The organism is Pseudomonas sp. MAG733B, from assembly GCF_036884845.1.
Taxonomy (GTDB): domain Bacteria; phylum Pseudomonadota; class Gammaproteobacteria; order Pseudomonadales; family Pseudomonadaceae; genus Aquipseudomonas.
Genome location: NZ_CP145732.1, coordinates 2,186,823 through 2,203,948, shown reverse-complemented (window position 1 = coordinate 2,203,948; position 17,126 = coordinate 2,186,823). Strand labels below are relative to the sequence as shown.

Sequence of the window (17,126 nt, the reverse complement as noted above, 5' to 3'; positions counted from 1 at the left end):
ACTCAAATCCGGAACAAAAAAAAGCCCGACCAAAAGGTCGGGCTCTTTATAAGTGAAGCAGCCGGATTAGACCAGCTTCTCCAGCTCAGGGATGGCTTCGAACAGGTCCGCCACCAGGCCGTAATCGGCCACCTGGAAGATCGGCGCTTCTTCGTCCTTGTTGATCGCAACGATCACTTTGGAGTCTTTCATGCCGGCCAGGTGCTGGATCGCGCCGGAGATACCGACGGCGATGTACAGCTGTGGAGCAACGATCTTGCCGGTCTGACCGACCTGCATGTCGTTCGGAACAAAACCTGCGTCGACCGCGGCGCGGGAAGCACCGACGGCAGCGCCCAGCTTGTCGGCCAGGGCGTACAGGTGTTTGAAGTTATCGCCGTTCTGCATGCCGCGGCCGCCGGAAACGACGATCTTGGCAGCGGTCAGTTCCGGACGATCGGACTTGGCCAGTTCTTCGCCAACGAAGCTGGAGATACCAGCGTCGTGCGCAGCGCCAACGGCTTCAACGGCAGCCGAACCACCTTCAGCGGCAACCGGGTCGAAACCGGTGGCACGCACGGTGATCACTTTGACCGCAGCGTTCGACTGAACGGTAGCGATAGCGTTACCGGCGTAGATCGGACGCTTGAAAGTGTCAGCGCTTTCTACCGAGATGATCTCGGAGATCTGGTCAACATCCAGTGCAGCGGCAACGCGCGGCAGGATGTTTTTGCCATTGGAAGTAGCGGCAGCCAGGATGTGGCTGTAGCCCTTGCCCAACTCTGCAACCAGAGGAGCGACGTTTTCCGGCAGCTGATGCGCGTAAGCGGCATTGTCAGCGTTCAGGACTTTGCTCACGCCAGCGATTTTCGCAGCGGCTTCAGCCACGGCGCCAGCGCCTTGGCCTGCAACCAGAACGTGGATGTCACCACCGATTTTGGCGGCGGCAGCAACAGTGTTCAGCGTGGCCGGAGCCAGCACTTTGTTGTCGTGTTCAGCAATAACCAAGATAGTCATTTAGATTACCTTCGCTTCGTTTTTCAGTTTCTCGACCAGTTCAGCCACCGACTTGACCTTGATACCCGCGCTGCGTGCAGCAGGCGCTTCGACTTTCACGGTCTTGTTGGTGGAGGCGGTGGAAACGCCCAAAGCGTCCGGAGTCAGCACTTCGAGAGGCTTCTTCTTGGCTTTCATGATGTTTGGCAGAGACGCGTAGCGCGGCTCGTTCAAACGCAGGTCGGTGGTGACGATGGCCGGCAGTTTCAGGGAAACTGTCTGTGCGCCGCCGTCGATTTCGCGGGTTACAGCAACGCTGTCGCCGCTGATTTCGACTTTCGAAGCGAACGTGCCCTGACCGTAGCCGCTCAATGCAGCGAGCATCTGGCCAGTCTGGTTGTTGTCGCTGTCGATGGCTTGTTTGCCAAGGATCACCAGCTGAGGCTGTTCCTTGTCGACAACAGCCTTCAACAGTTTGGCAACGGCCAGGGAAGTCAGATCTTCGGCGGATTCGACGAGGATGGCGCGGTCGGCACCCAGAGCCAGCGCGGTGCGCAGTTGCTCTTGAGCGGTGGACGGGCCGACGGAGACGACGACGATTTCAGTCGCAACACCTTTCTCTTTCAGGCGTACGGCTTCTTCCACGGCGATCTCGCAGAACGGGTTCATCGACATCTTGACGTTGGCAAGATCGACGCCGGAATTGTCCGCCTTGACGCGGACCTTGACGTTGTAATCCACAACGCGTTTGACAGCTACAAGAACCTTCATGGATTCCTCGTTACTCTCCGGTGAAAAGAAAGTCGCCTAGGCGAACCTGGCGGTTGATGCTCATCGGGCGCAAGGGCACCTCCAAAAACGCCGGCAAATGTGTCAAGTGAGCCTCGCTCATGATGTTGATGACCGTTCGTCAGGAGTGACTGACGAGTCATTCAATATCGCGGCGTGTAAACTGCGCGCCAAACCCGCGCGGCGCATCACTTTCTACTGCCATCGCCCTGTCTTTAGAGGTGCTCTTGAAACCAACAGTCAGCCTACGGCGAGCGCAAAACCGCCCGTATCTTGACCGGAACACCTATTCCGGTCAATACGGCAAAATAGCCGTTCATAAGCCGCGTGACTTTGATTTCTCTGGCTTTGAGCCAATTCAAACAAACGTTTGTATTGGACCCTGAGAGTGGTGTAGATATAATGCGCCACCCAAAGAGAAAGGTGGTTGATCGATTGTCCGCTCCCGACGTTGCGCTGGGATTCATGGATGCGACACCTAACCTCCAAAATTAGAAAAAACCTGTTGAGCCTTGAGTAGGAGATAGCCTGTGGAACGCGAATACATGGAATTCGACGTGGTCATCGTCGGTGCCGGCCCCGCTGGCCTGTCCGCCGCCTGCCGATTGAAGCAGAAGGCCGCCGAAGCCGGTAAGGAAATCAGCGTCTGCGTGGTCGAAAAAGGCTCCGAAGTCGGCGCACACATCCTTTCCGGCGCCGTGTTCGAACCACGGGCCCTGAACGAACTGTTCCCGGACTGGAAAGAACTCGGCGCACCGCTGAACACGCCGGTCACGCGCGATGACATCTTCGTGCTGAAGAACGCTGAAAGCGCGCAGAAAATTCCTGACTTCTTTGTGCCCAAGACCATGCACAACGAAGGCAACTACATCATCTCCCTGGGCAATCTGTGCCGCTGGCTGGCGCAGCAGGCCGAAAACCTTGGTGTGGAAATCTACCCGGGCTTCGCCGCTCAGGAAGCGCTGTTCGACGAAAACGGCATCGTTCGCGGGATCATCACCGGTGATCTGGGCGTAGACCGCGAAGGCAATCCGAAGGAAGGCCTTTACACCCCGGGCATGGAACTGCGTGGCAAGTACACGCTGTTCGCCGAAGGTTGCCGTGGCCACATCGGCAAACAACTGATCAAGCGCTTCAACCTCGACAACGATTCCGACGTGCAGCACTACGGCATCGGCCTGAAAGAAATCTGGGAAGTCGACCCGGCCAAGCACCAGCCAGGCCTGGTGGTCCACACCGCCGGTTGGCCGATGGACATCATGGGCACCGAAAACACCGGTGGTTCGTTCCTCTATCACCTGGAAAACAATCAGGTTGTCGTCGGTCTGATCGTCGATCTGTCCTACAGCAACACCTACCTGTCGCCGTTCGACGAGTTCCAGCGCCTGAAACACCACCCGGTGCTCAAACAGTATCTGGAAGGTGGCAAGCGCATCAGCTACGGCGCGCGCGCCATCTGCAAGGGCGGCCTGAACTCGCTGCCGAAAATGGTCTTCAAGGGCGGCGCGCTGATCGGTTGCGACCTCGGCACCCTGAACTTCGCCAAGATCAAAGGCAGCCACACCGCGATGAAGTCGGGCATGCTCGCCGCCGAATCCGTGGCTGACGCACTGTTCGCCGACAAGGATGGTACTGAAGAGCTGACCAGCTACGTCGACGCATTCAAGAACAGCTGGCTGCACGAAGAGCTGTTCGCCAGCCGTAACTTCGGCCCGGCGATCCACAAGTTCGGCGCGATCGTCGGCGGTGGTTTCAACTGGCTGGACCAGAACATCTTCGGCGGCAAACTGCCGTTCACCCTGCACGACACCAAGCCGGATTACGCTTGCCTCAAGCTCGCCGCCGACTGCAAGAAGATCGACTACCCGAAACCGGATGGCAAAATCAGCTTCGACAAACTGAGCTCGGTGTTCATCTCCGGTACCAACCACGAAGAAGAGCAGCCGTGCCACCTGAAGCTGACCGATCCGAGCATCCCGATCAGCAAGAACCTGCCGCTGTACGATGAGCCTGCCCAGCGTTACTGCCCGGCCGGCGTGTACGAAGTGATCACCAAGGAAGACGGCGAGAAGCGCTTCCAGATCAACGCCCAGAACTGCGTTCACTGCAAGACCTGCGACATCAAGGACCCTGCACAGAACATCACCTGGGTGACACCGGAAGGCGCTGGCGGCCCGACTTACCCGAACATGTAAGCCGAACGCCTGAACATCAAGGCTCCCGAAATGGGGGCCTTTTTGTTGCGCGCTATTTGGCTTACACCACAAAAAACTGTAGGAGCCGAGCTTGCTCGCGATGGCGGTGCATCAGGCACCTATGATGCTGAATGACATACCGCTATCGCGAGCAAGCTCGGCTCCTACAGGGTTATGTGTCAGACCTTCAGACCCAACTCGGCCGACAACCGGGCAGTGACGCCTTTGATCAGAGGAATCAGCTCGGCCATTTTTTCCAGCGGCATGTACGGCACGGTGCTGGCGATGCTGATACCGGCGACGATGCGTTTGCTGGCATCGCGGATCGGCGCCGCCACGCAACGGATCGACGGTTCGTTGTCTTCCAGATCGAAGGCATAGCCACCGGCCACGTATTCGATCATGCGCTGCTGGAACTGCTCCCAGGATTGCTCCGGGTGCTGTGGCCAGAACAGATTTTTCCCACCCGCAGGCAGGCTGACTTCGTACAGTCGTTGCCACTCTTGCGGCGTGTCATCGAGCATCAGCGCCTTGCCGATCCCGGTGCGCGCCAACGGCATGCGATGGCCGACCCGCGAACGCATTTCCGGGCCATTGCGCCCCGGGTTCTTGTGCAGGTACAGCACCTCGTCGCCTTCACGGATCGCCAGGTGAATGGTGTCGCCGGTCAATGCCGACAGCTCGTCCAGATACGGCCCGGCCAGGGTCACCAGCGGCAACTCTTCGCGCGCCTGGAATCCCAATTCGATCAGCTTCGGCCCCAGCAGATAACCGACTTGCGGCACCACCCGCAGATAACGCTCGTCCACCAGGCAACTGGCCAAGCGATGGGTGGTGCTGCGCGTGGTGCCGATCAACCGGGCGATTTCCTTGAGATCGCGGGCGCCGCTGGCCACGGCCTGAACCACACCCAGACCGCGAAGCAGTGTCTGGGTGCCGGTCGGGGCGGCGTCCTTGGCAACTTTTGGGGCGTCTTCCTGCATATCCAGCCTTTACCGTTGAGCGAGTGAACGGGCGGCATTATGGTCGCCCGCGTGCCACGACTACAACTTGATACGCTCGACCTTGCCGACCAGCAAGATGTAGGAAAGCGCGCCCATCAACGCCAGCACCGAGATATAGGTGATCGCCGGGGCAAAGGAATCACCGCTGGCGAGAAAACCGATCACGATCGGCGTGGCGATGGCCGACAGGTTGCCGATGAAGTTGAACACCCCACCGGTCAGTCCCAGCAAACGTGCCGGAGCCAACGTCGAGACCAGCGACCAGGTGATCGAAGCCAGACCGTTACCGAAGAAAGCCAGGGCGAGGAAGGCAATCACCAGCGGCGTCGACTCGACAAAGTTCGCACCGATGATCGACGTCGAAATCAGCAGCCCGCTGATAATCGGCAACTTGCGGGCGAACCCTACGGTGTAACCGCGACGGATCAGGAAGTCCGAGAAGAAACCGGAGCACAGCACGCCGACAAATGCCGCAAGAAACGGCAGCGACGCCAGCAAGCCGGATTTGATGAAGTCCATGCCGCGGTATTTCACCAGGTAGGTCGGGAACCACGTCAGGAAAAACCACAGCGTCGAGTTGAGGCAGAACTGGCCGAGGTAGATGCCCCAGAGTTTGCGTTTGCTGAGGACAATGCCGAGGTCGGTCCAGCTGAACTTGGCTTTGACCTTGGCTTGTTCCGCCTGGATATCCACCAGCCCGCCGCCTTCGCGGATCAGGTCGATTTCAGCCTCGTTGGCGCCTTTGAAATCCCGTGGCTCGCGATACACCGCGTACCAGATTGCCGCCCAAATGATCCCCACCGCGCCAGTGGCGACGAAGACCATGTGCCAGCCGAACTCGTGCTGCAGCCAGGCCAGAACCGGCGTCAGGAACGCCAGCCCGACAAACTGTCCCGAGGTGTAGAAACCGATGGCCGTGGCGCGTTCACGCTCAGGGAACCAGGTGGTGACCACGCGGCTGTTGATCGGATACGCCGGCGCTTCCAAAGCACCGACGGCCATGCGCAGGACAAACAGCGCAATGAAGCTGCCCGCGAAACCGAGCATCACCGTGGCGATCGACCATAGCAACAACGCAGCGGTGTAGAGGATGCGTGGCGGAACGCGGTCCACCAGCCAGCCGCCGGGGATCTGCATGGCGGCGTAAGTCCAGCCGAACGCGGAGAAGATCAGGCCGACGTGAATCGGGTCGATGCCCAGGTCGCTGGTCAGCGCCGGCGCGGCAATCGACAGGTTGCTGCGGTCCAGGTAGTTGATCACCACGGTGATGAACAGCAGCACCATGATGAAAAACCGCTTGCGGCTGGGCGCCGCCAACGACGCCTGCCCGGTGAGGGTTTGCGGTTGCATGGGGAGTGCCTCTTTTTATGTTTATTGAGGTCGATGTGAAATGCAGATCTCGGGAGTCATGGAGATCAAACTGTGGGAGCCAGCCTGCTGGCGATAGCGGTGTATCAGTCACCATCAATGCTGGATTTGCCGCCCCAATCGCCAGCAGGCTGGCTCCCACAGGGGTTCAGTGGTGTGTCAGACACTCACCACTCAGCAAAACTGCCATCGGCATGGCGCCAGATCGGGTTGCGCCAGCGGTGGCCGACGGCGGCGCGTTCGATCACGTATTCCTCGTTGATCTCGATGCCCAGACCGGGGCCGTTCGGGATCTTCACGAAGCCCTTGTCGTAGTCGAACACCCGTGGGTCTTTGACGTAGTCGAGCAGGTCGTTGCTCTCGTTGTAATGGATGCCCAGGCTTTGTTCCTGGATGAACGCGTTGTAGCAAACCGCGTCCAGTTGCAGGCAAGCGGCCAATGCAATCGGACCCAGCGGGCAATGCAGCGCCAGCGCCACGTCGTAGGCTTCGGCCATGTTGGCGATCTTGCGGGTTTCGGTGATGCCGCCGGCGTGGGATGCATCCGGCTGGATGATGTCGACGTAGCCTTCGCTGAGCACGCGCTTGAAATCCCAGCGCGAGAAAAGGCGCTCGCCCAAAGCAATCGGCGTGCTGGTCAGCGGCGCCAGTTCTTTCAGCGCTTCGTAGTTTTCGCTGAGCACCGGCTCTTCGATGAACATCAGTTTGTACGGGTCGAGTTCCTTCATCAGCACCTTGGCCATCGGCTTGTGCACGCGGCCATGGAAGTCCACGCCGATACCGACATTCGGACCGACCGCGTCACGCACGGCAGCAACGTTGGCCAGGGCCAGGTCGACTTTTTCGAAAGTGTCGAGAAACTGCAGCTCTTCGGTGCCGTTCATTTTCACTGCGGTGAAACCACGGCTGACCGCTTCCTTCGCTGCCCGCGCGGTGTCTGCCGGACGGTCGCCACCGATCCACGAATACACGCGGATTTTGTCTCGGACCTGACCACCCAGCAGATCGCTGACCGAAACGCCCAGCGCCTTGCCCTTGATGTCCCACAACGCCTGGTCGATACCGGCCAGGGCGCTCATGTGGATCGCGCCGCCACGGTAGAAGCCGCCGCGATAAAGCACGGTCCAGATGTCTTCGATGTTGCGTGGGTCTTTGCCGATCAGGTAGTCGGACAATTCCTCAACGGCAGCGGCGACAGTGTGGGCGCGGCCTTCGACCACGGGTTCGCCCCAGCCGGTCACGCCCTCGTCGGTTTCGACCTTGAGGAAGCACCAGCGCGGCGGAACGATGAAGGTGGTCAGCTTGGTGATTTTCATCTGATTGTCTCTCTTATTGGATGCAGCGCTCGCAGCGCCAAAAAAGTCTTAGCGAAGGGCTTTCCAGGCAGCGACGTAGGCCTTGGCATTGGCCGCCACTTGCTCCGGTGTCATGCCCGGTTTGAACAGGCCCGAGCCGAGGCCGAAGCCTTTGACGCCCGCGTCGATGAATACCTGCATGTTGTCCGGGGTGATCCCGCCGACCGGCGCCAGAATCGTTCCGATCGGCAGCACCGCCAGCCAGGCTTTGACGACTGCTGGCCCCATCTGCTCGGCCGGGAACATCTTCAGTACGTCCGCACCTTCGGCCAGTGCCGCGAAGGCTTCGGTCGGCGTGGCGACACCCGGCGACAGATACAGCCCCGCCGCTTTCGCTGCACGCAGGACCTTCGGATCGCTATGGGGCATGACGATCACCTGACCGCCCGCCTCTTTCACCTGCTCGACCTGCTCCGGAGTCAGCACCGTTCCCGCGCCTATCAGGCAATCGGCGGGCAAGGCATCGCGCAGGATGCGGATACTTTCGTACGGCAAAGGAGAGTTGAGCGGTACTTCGATAACGCGAAATCCTGCCGCGTACAGGACTTCTCCGATGGCGGCGGCCTCTTTGGGATGCAGGCCACGCAGGATCGCGATCAGACCGTTTTGCGCCAGTGCTTGTTTGAGCATGTCAGGACTCCAGTCAGGTTTAACGGGATGAAGGGGGCGAGATCAGGCCGGCGGCCAGCGCCAGTTGCCACAACCCACGCTCGGTGGCCTGCTCGGCCAGGGTCACTCGGGCAAAACCGCAAGCGTCGAGGGCGCGGCTGTAACGCGTACATAGTTGGGAATTGCCGATGAGGATGATCGACGGCAGATGAACGCTGTTGCGCCGACGGCGCTGCACGTTGGCCAGCGCCGACAGCTCATGGCCGATCAGCAGGCCGGACAGGTAATCCGCTTGCGCTGCCCCGCTGAGTTCACCGGTCAATCCCAGGCTGCGGGCGCTGAACAGGGTCGACAGCACGCCGATTTCGCCGTCCGCCGACAACGCCACTTGCACGCCGCGATCAAAGGCTTCGCCGTCGAAAGAGCCGCCGCGCTGCTGGGTGCGTCCCAGGATGCTGTGTTCGCTGAGTACGGCGAAGACTTCGCCGGTCATGAAGGTGTCGAAATGCACGATGCAGCCGTCGGCCACCTCCACCCATTTCGAATGACTGCCCGGCAAGCCGATCAGCACATCAGCGCCCGCCTCGCCCTTCAGGTTTTGCAGAACACCGAGCACCTGGGTTTCTTCGCCGCGCATGACGTTTGGCAGGCGCGAGCGCTGAATCACACCCGGCACGATGTGCACATCGACGCCACGCAGACTGCGCACGGTTTGTAGGGAAGTTCCGAGATTGGCAACGTTTGCCGGCGTATCGCGGTAGGCCGCTTCGCGCCAGCCCTGGGCGCTGCCAACCATGCCGCAGGCAATCACCGGCAAATCGGGCTGGGCGTCGAGCCAGTCACCGCAAGCCTCGTCGAACGCCAGCTCGAAACCATCGGTGCATTCACGACCGTTGATCATTCGCGGCGCCTTGGGCAACTGCATGATCCCCGACGACAACGAACGCTGTTCGAGCACCAGGCCATCTTCGGCAAGTTTGTAAGCACGTAATGAGGTTGTCCCCCAATCGAGCGCGATCAATTGCGCCAGCATCGCTTCACCTGTTTTGGTTTTTGGCAGTGAGTGAGTTGGACTATAAACCCTCGCAGCGGAAAATCTCAATATATAAATATCAATCTCATATTGTGAGATAACACAAAAAAGATCGCAGCCTTCGGCAGCTCCTACAGGGAACACATTCCAATGTAGGAGCTGCCGAAGGCTGCGATCTTTTAAAGCAACTCAGTTACCCGCAGCAAAATCCCGCAGCACCGCGCCATCCATCCGATACCTCACCCATTCCTCCTGTGGCTGGGCACCCAGGGATTTGTAGAACTCGATGGCCGGGGTATTCCATTCCAGCACACTCCATTCAAAACGCCCGCAGTCATTGGCGCAGGCGATTTTCGCCAGATGCCGCAGCAAGGTTTTGCCCGCGCCGCCACCGCGTTGTTCCGGGGTGATGTAGAGGTCTTCAAGGTACAGGCAGTTACTGCCCAGCCACGTGGAATAACTGAAGAAGAACACCGCGAAGCCGATCGGCAAGCCATCGCGCAGGCAGATCAGGCCGTGGGCCGTTGCGCCTTCACTGAACAGGCTGCGCTCGATGTCGGCGACGCTGGCAATGACTTCATGGCGGGCACGTTCGTAGTCGGCCAGTTCAGTGATGAACGCGAGAATTTGCGGCGCGTCACTGGGGGTCGCCGGGCGGATTTCGATCGTCATGGACGTGCCTTGTCGGAAGTTGAAAACGCCATACTAAGTCGGCGAGAGAATTGTGGCGAGGGAGCTTGCTCCCGCTGGGTTGCGCAGCAGCCCCAAATCAGGCGACCGATATTTTCATGTAACCGGGTTGTTCATAACAGGGGCCGCTTCGCAGCCCAGCGGGAGCAAGCTCCCTCGCCACAAGAGCGGCATTTACTCCGCCCGGCACTAACCCTGGAATCGATAACCTCGGACCTAACATCCCGGCCTCACGTGGTTAGATGGATGAGCCGCTCATTTATCCGGTCAAGGAACCGCGTCATGTCTACCGCAACACCTCCCGTTTCAAGCAAGTTGTTCGGCCTGTTTTGTCTCGCCAGCTATTTGTTGTCGCTGTCCTACGGCTCGACGTTTTTGCTGTCGCTGTTGATCGGTTCACGCGGCGGCAACGAACACGATGCCGGCAGCGTGATTTCAGCGGCGATGCTCAGCACGTTTGCGGCGGTGATCGTGTCGGGTCACTTGTCCGACTTGCTCGGTGCGGCGCGATCGGTGGCGCTGTTCGGCATCTTGCTGGTGGCCGCCAGCCTGGGCTTCGCGCTGACTCCGGGCTTCGGCCATCTGCTGTTGTTTTTCGGATTGCTGCTGGGCTTGGGCTGGGGCGTGTTCTACACCTTGGGGCCGATCATCGTTGCAAGCCTGGTGACGCCAGCCCAACGGGCCAAATACTTTGCGTTGCTGTCGGGCAGCATGATGACCGGGATCGGCAGCGGCCCTTTGCTGGGACGCGCCGCGAGTGCCTTGGGCTACCCGGTGACGACGGCGTTTTACCTGGCGGCGCTGGCGAGTTTGATCGGTGTGCTGTTGTTCTGGCGACTGGATCGGCAACTGAAAGCAGCCTCGGTGCAGTCGACAGCGGTGTCGCGGATTTCCTGGCGCGCAGCGGCGCAAGTGCTGTCGTCCCGGGCAGTGCTGCCGATCATCATGGTCGGTTTGGGCGGCTGTGTTTTTGGTGGGCTGTCGAGCTTCCAGACCAGTTACGCCGCAGCACGCTCACTCGACTATTCGCTGTTCTTCCTCGGCTTCATGAGTGCCGCAATCAGCAGTCGAATGTTGATCGCCGGCATCGTGGTCAAGCGCGATCCGTTGCGCGCATCCTGCCTGCTGTCCGGGTTGATGATGGCCTCGATTGTGATGTTCGGTTTCGTGGTCGATGACGGTTTCAGTTACGTGCTCGCAGCGGTGATGCTCGGCGTCGGTTACGGGCTGACTTATTCGGTGATCAACGGCCTGGCCGCCAACGAAGCGCCGAGCGGCACCACCGCGCAAGCCTTGCTGTTGTTCAGCCTGTCGTACTTCATCGGGGTGTTTGGTTTTCCGTTGCTCGCCGGGAAAATCATCGTCGAGCACGGGATGGCCACATTGTTGCTGACCGTACTGGCGGTCGCCGCGCTCAACTGGCTGATTACCGTGGGTCGCTTGATCTGGCGTCGTGCAGCCAAGTCAAAGACATTGCAGCGGGCCTGAACCGTTCGTCGTTCATCAGGCACCAATTCGAATCGGGGGCGGACCAACATCAGGTAAGGACTCTAATCAATGGAGACACCACCATGATCTCGTCCAGGTTGACCGCCCTCGCCTTCGCTGCCCTGCTGTGCCCTCTCGCCATCGCTGCGACCACCGCGTCCGGCACCGGCCCGACCAACCCGGTCGAATCCCCCAAAGCCCCCGCCATCCAGAGTGCCCCCGGCATGAACACCAACGGCACGGGTGTCGATAGCAGCCTGCCGCCGTCAACCGGCACCGATCCACGGACTCAAGGCAATGACATGGACCGCCAGGGCGGCTTGAACATGCCGGACACTAAAGCACCCGACAACGCCGGCCCCGGGATGGGCTCGAAGACCACTACCGGTGGTTCGGGTTCAGAAGGTGGTGTGAGCCAATAAGCGATTCTTCCCAATGAAAGAGGTAACCATGAACGTCGATAAAAACCTGGAAAAAGAAGTCCTGACTCGTCTGCTGCATGCCCACCCAAGTGGCTTGGGCAAGGAGGTCCTGGACAATTACCGGGGGGAGAAAGTCGTGGCCAGCACCCTCGCCACCTTGCAGGAGCGCGGGCTGATCCAGCACGGCAATGTGCAGTGCAATGAAGCCGGCGAACACTCGCTGAACCTGCCGATCAAACTCAGCGCCGCCGGCGTTGAGGCCGCACGCAAGCTGGATGTTTGAACCACCCTGAAGCCAGGAGAAATCCCATGCCTCGTGGAAGCAAAGACAAATACACCGCCGAGCAGAAACGCAAGGCCGAACACATCGAAGACAGTTACGAACAGAAAGGCGTGTCCAAAGGCGAAGCCGAAGCCCGCGCCTGGGCGACTGTGAACAAGCAGTCCGGCGGCGGCGAGAAATCGGGCGGTTCCGGACGCAAGAAACCGGCCAGCGCCAAGTCTGCAGATCGCAAGGAATCGTCGCGACGCGCGGTGGCGAGCCGTGAAGGAAAGCCACGTAGCAGCAAGGCTTCGCGAGATACGCAGACGGTCGACAGTTTGATGAAAGAGGCCCGGGCGAAGGATATTCCGGGGCGGTCGTCAATGCGCAAGCAGGAGTTGATCGAGGCGTTGCGCAAGGCTGGCTAAGGCTGGTTTATGTGTTGAATTTGAAGGCCCTATCGCTAGCAGGCTAGCTCCCACACTGGATCTGTGAACGACACAAATCCCCTGTGGGAGCTAGCCTGCTAGCGATAGCGGTACATCATGCGCCGAAGGTCTTGCGGACCAACTCATCCACCTCGGCAGTGCCGGGCGAAGTCGCCGGGCCCCACTTGGTCACCGCCAACGCCGCCGCCGCATTGGCCCGGCGCGCCGCATCAAACGCCGACAACCCCTGCGCCAATCCCGCCACAAACACACCCGCATGAGCATCACCGGCACCGTTACTGTCCACGGCTGCAACCTTGAATCCCGGCACATGCCTGCGCGCTGAACCCTGGCTGATCCAGCAGCCTTGCGGCCCGTCACGCACCACCATCAGTACCTCGCGCGGTAGATACCCGACCAGTCGATCCAGTGCCTCAGCGATGTCTGTTGCGGCGGTAATCTTCAGCGCTTCGACGCTGTTGCTGGTCCACACATCGATGCGCGGGAGCAGCGCCTGCATTAGCGGCGCATCCGGCGAATCCACCAACGGCCCCGGATCGAACACCACATTGATGCCATCCGGCAGCGCCAACACCCAATCCATCAACGCCTGCGCCTTGCCCACGTGCAACAGGCTGTAGCCGCTGACGTAGACATAATCACCCGGCTCGGCCGCTACACTGGCCAGGTCCTCGGCGGTCAAATCACCCTCGGCGCCGATGTAGGACACGAAGCTGCGCTCGGCCGAAGAATCGGTGATCGCGACGCACAAACCGGTATCGCGTTCGGCGCGATCAGCAATGCCGATGCGGATGCCTTCCGCATTCATCGCGTCGCGAGCCAGGTCGCCGAAACGCCCGGTCCCATGGCGACCGAGGTACACCACCGGCAAACCATTGCGCTGGGCGGCGGCCATCACATTGAAGCCGCCACCGGCTTCGAAACTGGCGGACTGCGCCAGCACGTCGCCCCCGGCTTGCGGCAGTTTATCGACGGCCATGACCAGATCGATGATGACCTGGCCGGTGTGCAACATCTTAGGCATGAGCATTCTCGGTCAACGCAGCACGACGATCCTTCGCCCCGCCGAGTACACAATAAATCCCGCCAGCCACCACGAAAGTCACGATCCAGCCGAGGCCGTTGTGCCCCAGCCACGAGTCGGACAGGATGCCCTTGAACCAGACGTTTTCCGCCGTGGTGCCGATGGTGGTGAAGCTGAAACCCAACACGATGGCGATGGCCCAGGCGCCGAACGCGCGCCACTCCACGCCGCCGCGATACCAGTAGGCGCTGCTCGGGCTGACGTCCAGCAGATCCTTGGGGCTGTAGTAATGACGGTGAATCAGGTCGACCACGAAGATCCCGACCCACGCGGTGATCGGCACCGCCAGCAGGGAAATGAACGTGATGAACGGGCCGTAGAAACTGTCGGCGATCAGCATGAAATAAATCGAACCGGCGAAGATTGCGACGATGTCGACCACTACGGCGTAGACGCGTTTGACCTTGAGGCCGAGGGTCAACGTGGTCAAACCGGCGGAGTACACCGACAGGTTGTTCGACAGCAGCAAACCACCGAACGCGGTGATCAGGTACGGCACGGCCATCCAGGTCGGCAGCATGTCGCGGATCGCGATGATCGGGTCCGTGGCTTGGGCGAGATCGTTGTTGCCCACCGACAGCAAGCCGCCGAGGGTGATCAGCAACACCAGCGGAATCCCCGCACCGAACGCCGCCGACGCCACCAGGCGCACGGCTTTGACGCTGCGATGCTGATAGCGCGACATGTCCGCACCGGCGTTGGCCCAACCGATCCCGGTGCCGGCCGCCATGGTGCCGATGCCGATGATCATCGCGCTCATCGGCGCAGGCGTGGCGTTGAACACTGCGCTCCAGTCGATGGTGGCGCAGAGGAAGCCGCCGACCAGAATGTTCAGCGCGCCGAACACGTAGGTCGCCCACTTCTGGATCACCAGCAATGTGGCGTGACCGAGGCCGGATACCGACAAGGTCAACAGCACGAAAATCGCGATGAACACCAGGGTCAGCAGTGGCGCGCTTTTCGCTTCCACTGGCGAGCCGAACAGGATCGAGCACAACGACAGCAGCACGAACGCGGCGGTGGTGGTGTTGACGGTTTCCCAGCCCAGGCGTGACATCAGCGAGACCAGCGTCGGGCCGATATTGCCGCGTACGCCGAAGATGGCTCGCGACAGCGTCAGGCTCGGTGCGCGGCCGCGTCGACCGGCGATGGAGATGATTCCGACCACCGCGAAAGAACCGGCGGCACCAAGGATCGCGACGATGATCGCCTGCCAGATCGCCAAGCCGCGAAACGCCACGAGCGTCGCGCCCAGCGGCAGGCCGAGGATGGAAATGTTGGCGGCGAACCAGACCCAGAACAGCTGCAACGGATGACCATTGCACTCGGATTCCGGCACCGGCTCGATGCCTCGGGTTTCCAGTTGCCCGGCGTTCTGCCCGGCGTTCGATGAACTCATGAAAAATGCTCCTGTTGCCATTTTTGTGGTTGTGGGCAATTACGGAAGTCGACACAACCCTGTGGCGAGGGAGCTTGCTCCCGCTGGGCTGCGTAGCGGCCCCAAAACCTGCAATCGCGATGGTTCAATACTTCGCACATATTGGTTTTGCGACTGCTGCGCAGTCGAGCGGGAGCAAGCTCCCTCGCCACAAGACCTGATAATCAACGCAAAGCAAGAAGTCCTGTCACCAAAGGCTCCAGCTCCAGATCATTGACAGCCTTGACCGTGGCGATCATCTCCACCGGCCAACTTTCAAGACCCAGACAGGCCCCGAGCATCGCGCCGAGAATCGCCGCAATGGTGTCGGTGTCGCCGCCAAGGCTGGCGGCCATGCACAGTGCGTCGAAGGCATTCATTTCGCCGATGGCCACCTGCTGGGCCAGGGCAAACGACACCACCACCGACTCCTGCGACGCCACCGAGGTGCCGATCACGTCGTACAGCAAATCCGCCAGCAAGCCGTTGTCGCGGTCGACGCTGATGCTTCTTGCCCAACTGATGCGCGAGGCAATGCGTCCACCGGCAACCCAGTGGCCGTGGCTTTCCGCTTGCTGGGCGATTTGCTGGCCGAGGTTCAACGCCTCGCCCAGGTCCATGCCGTTGATCCCGGCGGACACTACCGCCGCCACCGCCGCCGCACTGGAGATCCCCAGTGTGGTGTTGTGGGTGACCTGACAGGCTTGAACCACAGCGTCGATGAACCGTTTAGGATCGGCGACATCTGCCGCGATCCCGACCGGCGTGATGCGCATGGCCGCACCATTGGTAGTGCCGTAGCGCCCCGCCTCTTCCGGCGAATGGCCGGCGAGGATCATCTCGATCGCACGTTTGGTCGAAGGGCCAAGCAGGTCCTGCGAACCCTTGGCCTGCATCACCGCTTCCCATTCGATCAAACGCTGGGCGAGTACCGACGGTTCGATCTTGCCCTTACCGTCAATCAACAACTGGCCGACCAGAATCGCCTGTTCGGTGTCGTCGGTGATCGAGCCCTTGGGCATGTTGGCGGCGATCGGTTGATCGGGGCCGGCGTCTTCAAGGGCTGTGATTTCGCCAAAGCGAACCTGGATTTCAGCGCGACTTAAAGACTGGGTCGGCATGCCCAGCGCATCACCCAAAGCCAAGCCGTAGAACGCGCCCAAGGCACGATTGAGCGCAGTCATTTCGACGTTCCAAATTGCAGGTGCAGGCGAAAATGCACAGGGTCGAGCAGACTTTCCACTTGCTCCATGAAGCGGTTTTGCCGGTCGTAGGTGGTGCGCAAAGCCTTGAGGAACACCGTGCCGACCGGGCGGCCCAGCAGTTCGGCGTCCTGTTCATTCAACGGTTCGGCGCCGATCCATTGATCGCCACGCTCACCGATATAGCCGTAGGCGGCCAGGGTGATGGTCAGGGAATTGTCGATCAGGCCAACCCGCGGCAAGCTTTCCAGGCCTCCGCTGGCGGGCATCAATGAGCGTTCAAGGGAAACCAGCGTGCCGTCGTTGGATCGGCGACGGCGGTCGAGGGTGATGAACTGGTCGGTGCCGAAACGCGGCAACAGGTCAGGACGAGTCACCGCCTCCAGCCGCAGCACTTCGGTGTTGACCAGTGCGCCGCTATCGGCCAGGGCCTGGGCCCAGCCGCTGCGCTGGTCGAGCACCACACCGTCGAACGTGACGATGGAGCCCACCCCGCTTTGCGTCGCGATGTAATTGCGCCGTTTCAATTCGGCCAGGGCTTCACGCAAAGTTCCTCGGCTGACTTTGAATTCTTGAGCCAACTGATGCTCGCCCGGCAACTGAAAGCCGTCCTCCAGGAGGCCGCTTTCGATGCGCCGGATGAGTTCGTCGACCACCCGTTGTTTCTTGTCAAATCGTACCTGTCTAATCATGTACAAAGTGATAACCGAAACGGGTCAGAACGGGCAAGGGATTTTTAAGGAAAGTGACGGAAGGGACGGTAAAAAAGCCGTGACCGCTACGC

General features: G+C 60.4%; 17 protein-coding genes. 5 read left to right on the top strand and 12 right to left on the bottom strand.

Annotated features, from left to right (window positions below; translation table 11 throughout):
• Nucleotides 1-66 precede the first annotated feature (66 nt).
• Nucleotides 67-996: an FAD-binding protein gene (locus V6Z53_RS10050; protein WP_338585344.1), complete on the bottom strand. Its 930-nt coding sequence runs from the start codon at nt 994-996 to the stop codon at nt 67-69.
• On the bottom strand, nt 997-1,746 hold the full coding sequence (locus V6Z53_RS10045) for an electron transfer flavoprotein subunit beta/FixA family protein (RefSeq protein WP_007987229.1): 750 nt from the start codon (nt 1,744-1,746) through the stop codon (nt 997-999).
• Nucleotides 1,747-2,294: 548 nt separating this feature from the next.
• Between V6Z53_RS10045 and V6Z53_RS10040 the strand changes: the two genes are divergently transcribed.
• Complete coding sequence (locus V6Z53_RS10040) at nt 2,295-3,959, top strand: electron transfer flavoprotein-ubiquinone oxidoreductase (protein WP_075947385.1); 1,665 nt, start codon at nt 2,295-2,297, stop codon at nt 3,957-3,959.
• Between the two features lie 179 nt (nt 3,960-4,138).
• Here V6Z53_RS10040 and V6Z53_RS10035 read toward each other — a convergent pair whose 3' ends face one another.
• The 6 genes from V6Z53_RS10035 to V6Z53_RS10010 form a co-directional block, all read right to left on the bottom strand.
• The gene (locus V6Z53_RS10035; protein ID WP_338585343.1) at nt 4,139-4,942 is read right to left on the bottom strand and encodes an IclR family transcriptional regulator; all 804 of its coding nucleotides are present in this window, start codon (nt 4,940-4,942) and stop codon (nt 4,139-4,141) included.
• Between the two features lie 60 nt (nt 4,943-5,002).
• Nucleotides 5,003-6,313, bottom strand: a complete 1,311-nt coding sequence (locus tag V6Z53_RS10030) for an MFS transporter (protein WP_338585341.1) — start codon at nt 6,311-6,313, stop codon at nt 5,003-5,005.
• Nucleotides 6,314-6,498: 185 nt separating this feature from the next.
• A complete protein-coding gene (gene dgoD / locus V6Z53_RS10025; protein WP_008085519.1) occupies nt 6,499-7,647 on the bottom strand; it encodes a galactonate dehydratase in 1,149 nt (382 codons plus the stop codon).
• A gap of 48 nt (nt 7,648-7,695) precedes the next feature.
• Nucleotides 7,696-8,316, bottom strand: coding sequence for a 2-dehydro-3-deoxy-6-phosphogalactonate aldolase (locus V6Z53_RS10020; protein WP_338585339.1), 621 nt, complete (start codon nt 8,314-8,316; stop codon nt 7,696-7,698).
• A 19-nt stretch (nt 8,317-8,335) separates the two neighbouring features.
• Nucleotides 8,336-9,328 carry a 2-dehydro-3-deoxygalactonokinase gene (locus V6Z53_RS10015; protein ID WP_338585338.1) on the bottom strand — a complete coding sequence of 331 codons (993 nt, stop codon included), beginning with the start codon at nt 9,326-9,328 and terminating at the stop codon, nt 8,336-8,338.
• 189 nt (nt 9,329-9,517) lie between these two features.
• Nucleotides 9,518-10,000 carry a GNAT family N-acetyltransferase gene (locus tag V6Z53_RS10010; protein ID WP_338585337.1) on the bottom strand — a complete coding sequence of 161 codons (483 nt, stop codon included), beginning with the start codon at nt 9,998-10,000 and terminating at the stop codon, nt 9,518-9,520.
• Nucleotides 10,001-10,300: 300 nt separating this feature from the next.
• On the opposite strand from V6Z53_RS10010, the gene V6Z53_RS10005 reads away from it, so the two are divergent.
• The 4 genes from V6Z53_RS10005 (at nt 10,301) to V6Z53_RS09990 (ending at nt 12,618) form a co-directional block, all read left to right on the top strand.
• Nucleotides 10,301-11,506: an MFS transporter gene (locus V6Z53_RS10005; protein WP_338585336.1), complete on the top strand. Its 1,206-nt coding sequence runs from the start codon at nt 10,301-10,303 to the stop codon at nt 11,504-11,506.
• Nucleotides 11,507-11,589: 83 nt separating this feature from the next.
• Complete coding sequence (locus V6Z53_RS10000; RefSeq protein ID WP_338585335.1) at nt 11,590-11,928, top strand: hypothetical protein; 339 nt, start codon at nt 11,590-11,592, stop codon at nt 11,926-11,928.
• Nucleotides 11,929-11,956: 28 nt separating this feature from the next.
• Complete coding sequence (locus tag V6Z53_RS09995) at nt 11,957-12,211, top strand: hypothetical protein (protein ID WP_095195589.1); 255 nt, start codon at nt 11,957-11,959, stop codon at nt 12,209-12,211.
• A 26-nt stretch (nt 12,212-12,237) separates the two neighbouring features.
• Nucleotides 12,238-12,618: a Rho termination factor N-terminal domain-containing protein gene (locus tag V6Z53_RS09990; protein WP_338585333.1), complete on the top strand. Its 381-nt coding sequence runs from the start codon at nt 12,238-12,240 to the stop codon at nt 12,616-12,618.
• A gap of 115 nt (nt 12,619-12,733) precedes the next feature.
• Here V6Z53_RS09990 and V6Z53_RS09985 read toward each other — a convergent pair whose 3' ends face one another.
• The 4 genes from V6Z53_RS09985 to V6Z53_RS09970 all read right to left on the bottom strand — a co-directional run bounded on the left by V6Z53_RS09985 (nt 12,734) and on the right by V6Z53_RS09970 (nt 17,034).
• Nucleotides 12,734-13,663 (bottom strand): PfkB family carbohydrate kinase, encoded by a 930-nt coding sequence (locus tag V6Z53_RS09985; protein ID WP_338585332.1) that lies wholly within the window; start codon nt 13,661-13,663, stop codon nt 12,734-12,736.
• Nucleotides 13,656-15,122, bottom strand: coding sequence for a cytosine permease (locus V6Z53_RS09980; protein ID WP_338585331.1), 1,467 nt, complete (start codon nt 15,120-15,122; stop codon nt 13,656-13,658). The genes V6Z53_RS09985 and V6Z53_RS09980 overlap by 8 nt, the downstream gene beginning before the upstream one ends.
• A gap of 203 nt (nt 15,123-15,325) precedes the next feature.
• The gene (locus V6Z53_RS09975; protein WP_338585330.1) at nt 15,326-16,324 is read right to left on the bottom strand and encodes an ADP-ribosylglycohydrolase family protein; all 999 of its coding nucleotides are present in this window, start codon (nt 16,322-16,324) and stop codon (nt 15,326-15,328) included.
• The gene (locus V6Z53_RS09970) at nt 16,321-17,034 is read right to left on the bottom strand and encodes a GntR family transcriptional regulator (RefSeq protein WP_338585329.1); all 714 of its coding nucleotides are present in this window, start codon (nt 17,032-17,034) and stop codon (nt 16,321-16,323) included. Before V6Z53_RS09970 ends, V6Z53_RS09975 begins: the two co-directional genes overlap by 4 nt.
• Nucleotides 17,035-17,126: the final 92 nt, after the last annotated feature.

Coding starts and splice junctions, on each gene's coding strand:
- V6Z53_RS10050 (WP_338585344.1), bottom strand. CDS start 996: ATGACTATCTTGGTTATTGCTGAACACGACAACAAAGTGCTGGCTCCG.
- V6Z53_RS10045 (WP_007987229.1), bottom strand. CDS start 1,746: ATGAAGGTTCTTGTAGCTGTCAAACGCGTTGTGGATTACAACGTCAAG.
- V6Z53_RS10035 (WP_338585343.1), bottom strand. CDS start 4,942: ATGCAGGAAGACGCCCCAAAAGTTGCCAAGGACGCCGCCCCGACCGGC.
- V6Z53_RS10030 (WP_338585341.1), bottom strand. CDS start 6,313: ATGCAACCGCAAACCCTCACCGGGCAGGCGTCGTTGGCGGCGCCCAGC.
- dgoD (WP_008085519.1), bottom strand. CDS start 7,647: ATGAAAATCACCAAGCTGACCACCTTCATCGTTCCGCCGCGCTGGTGC.
- V6Z53_RS10020 (WP_338585339.1), bottom strand. CDS start 8,316: ATGCTCAAACAAGCACTGGCGCAAAACGGTCTGATCGCGATCCTGCGT.
- V6Z53_RS10015 (WP_338585338.1), bottom strand. CDS start 9,328: ATGCTGGCGCAATTGATCGCGCTCGATTGGGGGACAACCTCATTACGT.
- V6Z53_RS10010 (WP_338585337.1), bottom strand. CDS start 10,000: ATGACGATCGAAATCCGCCCGGCGACCCCCAGTGACGCGCCGCAAATT.
- V6Z53_RS10005 (WP_338585336.1), top strand. CDS start 10,301: ATGTCTACCGCAACACCTCCCGTTTCAAGCAAGTTGTTCGGCCTGTTT.
- V6Z53_RS10000 (WP_338585335.1), top strand. CDS start 11,590: ATGATCTCGTCCAGGTTGACCGCCCTCGCCTTCGCTGCCCTGCTGTGC.
- V6Z53_RS09995 (WP_095195589.1), top strand. CDS start 11,957: ATGAACGTCGATAAAAACCTGGAAAAAGAAGTCCTGACTCGTCTGCTG.
- V6Z53_RS09990 (WP_338585333.1), top strand. CDS start 12,238: ATGCCTCGTGGAAGCAAAGACAAATACACCGCCGAGCAGAAACGCAAG.
- V6Z53_RS09985 (WP_338585332.1), bottom strand. CDS start 13,663: ATGCCTAAGATGTTGCACACCGGCCAGGTCATCATCGATCTGGTCATG.
- V6Z53_RS09980 (WP_338585331.1), bottom strand. CDS start 15,122: ATGAGTTCATCGAACGCCGGGCAGAACGCCGGGCAACTGGAAACCCGA.
- V6Z53_RS09975 (WP_338585330.1), bottom strand. CDS start 16,324: ATGACTGCGCTCAATCGTGCCTTGGGCGCGTTCTACGGCTTGGCTTTG.
- V6Z53_RS09970 (WP_338585329.1), bottom strand. CDS start 17,034: ATGATTAGACAGGTACGATTTGACAAGAAACAACGGGTGGTCGACGAA.